The sequence below is a fragment of the Streptomyces sp. CB02959 genome (assembly GCF_002803155.1).
Taxonomy (GTDB): Bacteria; Actinomycetota; Actinomycetes; order Streptomycetales; family Streptomycetaceae; genus Streptomyces.
Map to the genome: position 1 here is coordinate 82,361 of NZ_NNBP01000038.1, position 6,757 is coordinate 89,117.

Below are 6,757 nucleotides of genomic sequence, written 5' to 3' on the forward strand. Positions count from 1 at the left end.
ATCGCACCCGTGTGTGCGTCGACGAGACCACGACCGGCAACGTACCTGGCAGCGTGTCGACGAGGGCACGTACCAGAGCATCGAGCGGCGGGCCGATGAGGGCACGCACTGGCCCGACTGCCGCCGTGGCGAGGGCGAGCCTCGACGAGGGTGCCCACCAGGACCGACCGGCGCGCCGGCAAGGGCGCCCGGCGAGGTAGGGATCTGGCTTCCTCAACCGTATCCCGACGGGGCCACCGCCCTGACATCGGCCGGCGCGTCGACATCACCACCCGGACACGACGAGACCTCGGCCGACGCCGATCACGGCAATGACCGGCGCATCGATGCACCCAGCAACCGCAGCACCCGCCAGGGTACCGACCTGACCACCGGTCGGAGCGTCGACCAGTACGTCGTTGCGCCTTGGGTCCGGCTCGTCGATGGCGAGCCGACCTTCCCACTCCACTCCAGTCCACTTCAATTCCCCTCCAATCCACTCCAGCCCATTGAGTGGTGCGCCGAGCTGCGCACCGAAAGTGAAGGAGAAACCGATATGAACAGCGTTGAGGATCTGTGCGGCGTGATCGGAGGCAAGATCACCTGGGGGCGGGGCGAGGACCCGCAGCAGTTGACGGCTGACACTCCGTTGCTGGAGATGGGGTTGTTGGATTCGTTGGCCATCATGGAGATCATTTCCGCGCTGGCCAACGAGCACGATGTGGAGCTGCCCGACACCGAGGTGGTGGCCGCCAACTTCCGTACGCCGAAGGCATTGTGGGCGGTCATTGAGGGTCTTTCCGCGGGGGCTCGGAAGTGACCGCACCGGTTGATCGCCTGCTGCGCAGCGGCCCGGACGAGGTCGAGGCGTTGGTGGATGAGTTTCGTGGGCGGGCGGAGCCGGTTGTTGAGCGGGTGCGGGATATGGATTTCCGTACGCAGTGGCAGGCGATGGCTGATCTGGGGGTGCTGCGTCTGACGGAGGCCGGCACCGCATCTCCCACCGGCCCCCACAGTCAGCCCAAGCCCAACCAGCCCCAGTCCCACACCCAGTCTCAGCCCCAGCCCCAGCCTCAGCCCCAGGCATCGGACTCGGCCCCGCCCCTGTCCTCCACCTCCGCCTCGACCTCGGAGCCGGTGTCGACCGTGGGTCCGGTGACGCGTTCCTTGGCGATGGTGGAGGGAATCGGGCTGGCCGGTCTTGACGCGGGGGTGTGTTACGCGTTGGCGTCCCAGGTGTTCGGGATGCAGTTCCCCTTGCGTGCGGTGTTGCCTTCCGCGGCATGGGAGGCGATCGCGCACGTCCAGTCCGGGCGTGAGGTGCTGTGTCATGCGTTGACCGAGCGCGGTGGGGGCAGTGACCCGCTGTCGATGGACACCAGCGCCCGGCGGGAAGGGGACGGCTATGTGCTGACCGGCGCCAAGACGTTCATCACGGCCGCGCCGGTCGCCGATCACGCCATTGTCTTCGCCCGCACCGCGCCAGGCCGTCATCCGTTCGCGCTCTCCGCGTTCCTGTTCCCCCTGGGCCTGCCTGGGGTGACGCGCAGCGAACCATTCGCCAAGACGGCCCTGCCGAAGGTCCCGATGGGGGAGTTGGTCTTTGACCAGGTGCGGTTACCGGCCGGTTCACTGATCGGTGAGGAAGGCTCCGGCCTTGCGTTGATGGCGTCGACGACCGCGTGGGAGCGGGCTGTGTTGCTGGGCTACGCCCTGGGCCCGATGCGCCGCACGTTGGGGCGGAACGTGGAGTGGGCCGCAGGCCGTGAGCACTTCGGCCGGCGGATGGGGGCCAGTCACCAAGTGGCGTCCCGTGTCGCGGAGATGGCGCTGATGCTGCATCGTTCCCGGGTGCAGGTGTACGCGTTGGCAGGTCGGTTGGATGCCGGGACGCCTGCCAGGCAGCTGGCGGCCGAGGCCGCGCTCACCAAGATTTCGATCGCCGAGGACTACGTTCGGCTCACCGAGCATGCCACCGCGCTCTCGGGCGTGCGGGCCTTCATCGCGGACTCCGATCTTCCGGCCGATCTGCACAGTCCGATGGCCGCCATGACGTATGCGGGCACCAACGATCTACTGCGGGTGGGGATCGCCCGCCAGCTCGGCCTCCCGGTTGAGAACTGACGTGCACGGGAGACCGATGACGCTGCCTTCCCACGAGAACTGATGTGAAAGGGACTTTCGATGACGCTGCCATCGCATATCGACGATCTGCTCAAGCTCGCCGCCGGGACCGGCGAGGCCCTGGCCCCGCTCGCCGCCGATGTCGACGCCGGCCGTTCAGATGGCCACGAGGCGTATCGCATCGTGCGTGAGGCCGGGCTGCTGGGCCTGCTCATCCCGCAGGACGCCGGCGGCGCCGGCCTGGGATTCGGTGCCTATACCCGTGTCCTGGAACAGCTGGGGATCCGCAACGGTGCCGCGGCGCTGGGCTTCAACATGCACAACGTGGTCATCGGCGGTCTCGCCGAGACCGCCGGAACTCCGCTGCCGCCGGCCGCCGAAGCCTTCCGCTCCTGGGTGTTCGACCAGGTCGTCCACCACCGCAAGATGTTCGCCTCTGCCGTCTCGGAGGCCGGCAACGGCGCCAAACTGCGCGGGATGCGCACCACCTACCGACTCAGCAAGGACCGCGAGCACTACATCCTCAATGGCGAGAAGTCCTTCGTGTCGCTGGCGGGCGCCGCTGACTACTACGTGGTGGCAGCTCGCGCCGAGGACGGCGAGTCCAGCGAGGTCTCGCACTTCGTGGTCGCCGCCGACGACGTGGGCGTGAGCTTCGGTACCGTCCACAGCATGGCGGCGATGAACGGCACCAGCACCGCCGGAATGACGCTGAAGGACGTGACCCTTCCCCGATCCCGCCTCTACCTCAACGTCGAGGGCATGTCGTTGTTCAAACTGGTGCGGGAACCGCACTGGATGACCGCCGGCTACACCGGCGCCTACCTGGGCATCGCCGAGGCCATCTACCGCTTCACCGTGGACTACGTCACCGCCTCGCCGCAGCGCGCCGAGAATCCCGTCATCCAGCACGACCTGGGACGGATGTCGGCTCGTCTGCGGGCGGCCCGGGCACTGGTCCACGAGGCCGGTGACCTCATCGAACGTGAGCGGGGCAGCGTGGAGGCCAACGCCATGGTGCACGCCGCGAAGTACGTCATCGGTGAGGTCGGGCCGGAGCTGGGGCGTGATGCGGTGCGGGTGTGCGGATCTGCGGCGGTCAGTAGGAAGGCACCGCTGGAGCGGCTGATCCGCGAGGCGTCGTTCTCCTCTGTGATGCCCGCCAAGCCGTACGACTGCCTGGAATACCTCGGCAAAGCCGCTGTCGGCGTCAACCTGCACGACGCCCGGACCTTCTCGTGGTGACGCCCGTGACCTCCCTCACCCCCACCCCAACCCCCACCCACTCCGTGACCCCAACTCCCATCCCGGCCTCCATCCCAACCTCCAGCCTGGCTCCGGCCTCTTCCCTCCTCCCCACGGTCTGCGCCTCGTCTGCGCAGACGGAGGAGCAGGCGGTGGGGCCGGAGACCTTCCGTGCGCTGATGGGTTCGCACCCGGGGGCCGTGGCCGTGATCACCACAGCGGATGAACAGGGAAACCCCTACGGGTTCACCTGTACCGCACTGTGCTCGCTGTCCCTGGACCCGCCGCTGCTGCTGGTCTGCGCATCGAACACGGGCAGCACACTGCCTGTGCTCGTCGAACGCGGCGAGTTCGCGGTCAACTTCCTGCACAGCCAAGGCCGTCGGGCGGCCGAAGCCTTCGCCAGCCGCACTGCGGGCCGGTTCGCGGCGGTGCCCTGGCAGACGGCCCCCGGCAGCGACCTCCCCCTCCTGCCACAGGACTCCCACGCCCTGGCCCGCTGCCGCCTGGACCGACTGCACCCGGCCGGCGACCACACCATCGTCATCGGCGAAGTCGTGTGGACCCACACCCCACCCCACCCCTCAACGGGTGCTCCAACCGACGCCTCGCCAACGGCCGGACCCGGCCCGTTGCTGTACGGCCGGCGCCAGTACGCCGCCTGGCCCGACTGAGAACAACCACCACCACCCGACCTTCGACCACCCAGCTCTCCATCACCCAGCTCTCCATCATCCAGCCCTCCACCACCACATCCCAACGCCCTGCCAGCACGCCCCTCCCTCAACGCTCTGCCATCCGCCTGGCCCGTTGCGCTAGTGGTGCTTTGCGTGCAGGGGGTTGGCGGTTTTGGCGCGTGCGGTGAGGTGGTGGAGGGCTGCTTGGGTGTCGGGGTCGTTCGGGAGGTAGCAGAGGAAGTGGTGGTCGGGTTGGTCGAGGGCGGCCAGCTTTATGTAGCGGAGGTGGAGGTCGCCTGCGGTGGAGTGCCGGAAGTGCCGAACGGCGGGCTGATAGATGGCGGTTTCGCGTTGGCTGTACCAGTGGGCCGCGTGGGGGTCCTGGGTGATGTCGGCGATGATCTCGGCATAGCGCCGGTCGTGGGGGTGGCGGGCGGCGTTGGCGCGGAACTGTCCCAGTAGGTACCGGGCCTCGCACTCCCAGTTGACGATCAGGTCACGGGCCGGTGCCCACCGGAACACCAGCCATGGCAGGTTGCGTTGCCTGGGCGGCAGGCGTGCGGGGTCGGTCAGTAGTGCCGCGTAGCCGGTGTTCCAGGCCAGTAGGTCCCAGTGCGGGTCGATGACCACGGCGGGGTTGGGTGCGACGGATTCCACCAGTGTCAGCAGGTTGGGTGAGACCCAGCCCGGGGGCTGTTGCTGTTGTGTGCGGCCCTCGACGAACGACAGTACGTGGGCGGTGTCGGCCGCATTGAGGTGGAGGGCTCGGGCGACTGACCGCAGTACCTGTTCTGAGGTCCGCACTCGCCCTTGTTCGAGCCAGGCGTACCAGGAAGCGCTGATGCCGGCCCTCTCGGCCACCTCGCCCCGGCGCAGCCCTGGAGTGCGCCGCCGCGGCGTGACGGGCAGGCCCAGTTCCGTGGGCGAGAGCCGCTCACGCCGCGATCGCAGGAATGCCCCGAGCTCCCTGCGCAACGCCCGCGCTGTGCTGCCCTCACCAAAGGTCCGTTCCGCCCCGCTCACGATGCTCCCTCTTCCCGTCCCGACAGCCCACCACAGTCACTCATGATCCAATGCTCTCCCGCGCGCCACGGCCGCCTACGACACCCCCACGCGCAAGCGCTGCCCCGATAGGACGGTCACCCGACCCGGACCGCACGGCCCCGACCGCCCCGGGCCAGCCCTCATGGCCCCGGCCGACCCGCCCCTGCCTGCCCTGCCCGCCCTTGCCCGTACTTGGCCTTCCTTGCCCGTACTTGGCCTTCCTCGGTCGGGGTGTGCCGGCAGGGTGTGGGTGTTGGTAATTGGCTGGGGTGATTGCTTGGGGGCTGGGGGTGGTGTTCTTGGAGGGTCTGGCGTGTCGGAGTGTGGAGGGATGAGCGTTGACGGTGTCTGGCGTCGAGTCTGGTGTTGTGCCTGGTGATTCGGTTGGTTTGTCATCGCGTAGTTTGTGGTTATTGCGGTCGGCTGGATTTGTAAGTAATTTCGATCGCTTTTGTATTACGCCGATGTTGGTGGTCATTGCCGATCGGTTGGGGGTCGGCATGGCCTCGGCGGTGATGGCTGCGAGTGTGTATTTCTTGTGTTACGGGTTGATGCAGCCGGTGTGGGGGTTGGCCAGCGACCGGCTGGGCCGGGTGGCGGTGATGCGGATGTCGTTGCTGGCGGGTGCGTTGTCTTCGCTGTTGTCCGTTGTGGCACCGAATCTTGCGGTGTTGATTGTGGCGCGTGCGGTTGCGGGGGCATGTTTCGCGGCGTGTGTGCCGGCATCGCTCAGTTATGTGGGTGATGTGGTGCCCGCTGCGGTGCGTCAGCGTCCGCTCAGTGATTTGATGACTGCTTTTTCTTTGGGGACGGCGCTGGGAACGGTGGTGGCCGGAGCGCTTGCGAATTACCTGAGTTGGCGTGTGGTGTTTGTGTTGCCGGGTGTGATTGCGGCGTATCTCACCTGGGCGTTGCGGAATTTGGCTGAACCGCAGCGTGTGTCCAGTGGTTCGCTTCTGGCGCCGTTCCGTCTGGTACTGGGTTCGCGGTGGATGTGGTGTGTGATGGCGCTTGCTTTGGTGGAAGGGGCGGTGCTGTTGGGTTTCTTGACGTATCTGGCGCCCGCACTCCAGGCGCGTGGTGTGCCGACTGCGGTGGCGGGGGCGGCGTCGGCACTGTATGGCGCGGGGGCCATGGGTTGCGCGCAGTTGGTCAAGAAACTGGTGGGGCGATGGAGTCCGGCAATGTTGATCCTGGCCGGTGGGGTGCAGGCAGCAGCAGCTTATGCGGTGGCGGCATTGAGCCAGTCGCTGCCCGCGTTGGCCCTCACTGCGCTGTTGTTGGGCGGCAGCTGGTCGTTCATGCACACCACGCTGCAGTCGTGGGCGACGGTGGTGGTGCCGGCGGCCCGGGCCACCAGCGTGGCGATGTTCGGCGTCAGCCTCTACGGCGGGAGTGCGCTGGCCAGCAGTCTGACGGCGTCTGCGGCGGCCACCCATCACTATTCCCAACTCTTTCTGATTGCTGCGGTATTGATGTTCCCGCTGACCTGCGCGGCTGTCGTCGGGCGGGCCCGTTACCGGTGATGTTCCCTTAGCGGTACAACCCCCGTTTTCGCTGGCGGGCCCGCCCTTTTGGGCGGGCCCGCCGTTGTCGTGAGTTCTGTTTCCGTGGGTGGGCCGTTTATCGCTGTTGGGTTCTTCCTGCCATCGTGCGTGTGTCTGTGTGTGTGGTGGGTGTTAGGTGGG

General features: G+C 67.3%; 6 protein-coding genes. 5 read left to right on the forward strand and 1 reads right to left on the reverse strand.

Annotation, left to right across the window (positions count from 1 at the left end):
* The first annotated feature begins 13 nt into the window (after positions 1-13).
* From CG747_RS47625 to CG747_RS40890, 4 genes are all read left to right on the forward strand, one after another.
* Positions 14-799, forward strand: a complete 786-nt coding sequence (locus CG747_RS47625) for an acyl carrier protein (protein WP_146022251.1) — start codon at positions 14-16, stop codon at positions 797-799.
* Positions 796-2,103: an acyl-CoA dehydrogenase family protein gene (locus CG747_RS40880; RefSeq protein ID WP_219621617.1), complete on the forward strand. Its 1,308-nt coding sequence runs from the start codon at positions 796-798 to the stop codon at positions 2,101-2,103. Before CG747_RS47625 ends, CG747_RS40880 begins: the two co-directional genes overlap by 4 nt.
* A gap of 60 nt (positions 2,104-2,163) precedes the next feature.
* Positions 2,164-3,348, forward strand: a complete 1,185-nt coding sequence (locus CG747_RS40885) for an acyl-CoA dehydrogenase family protein (protein WP_100606953.1) — start codon at positions 2,164-2,166, stop codon at positions 3,346-3,348.
* 152 nt (positions 3,349-3,500) lie between these two features.
* A complete protein-coding gene (locus CG747_RS40890) occupies positions 3,501-4,022 on the forward strand; it encodes a flavin reductase family protein (protein ID WP_100606954.1) in 522 nt (173 codons plus the stop codon).
* Between the two features lie 141 nt (positions 4,023-4,163).
* Here the strand turns inward: CG747_RS40890 and CG747_RS40895 are convergent, their stop codons facing one another.
* Positions 4,164-5,048: a helix-turn-helix domain-containing protein gene (locus CG747_RS40895; protein ID WP_100606955.1), complete on the reverse strand. Its 885-nt coding sequence runs from the start codon at positions 5,046-5,048 to the stop codon at positions 4,164-4,166.
* Between the two features lie 365 nt (positions 5,049-5,413).
* Here CG747_RS40895 and CG747_RS40900 point away from each other — a divergent pair, with 365 nt between their 5' ends.
* A complete protein-coding gene (locus CG747_RS40900) occupies positions 5,414-6,595 on the forward strand; it encodes an MFS transporter (protein ID WP_257981064.1) in 1,182 nt (393 codons plus the stop codon).
* Positions 6,596-6,757 lie beyond the last annotated feature (162 nt).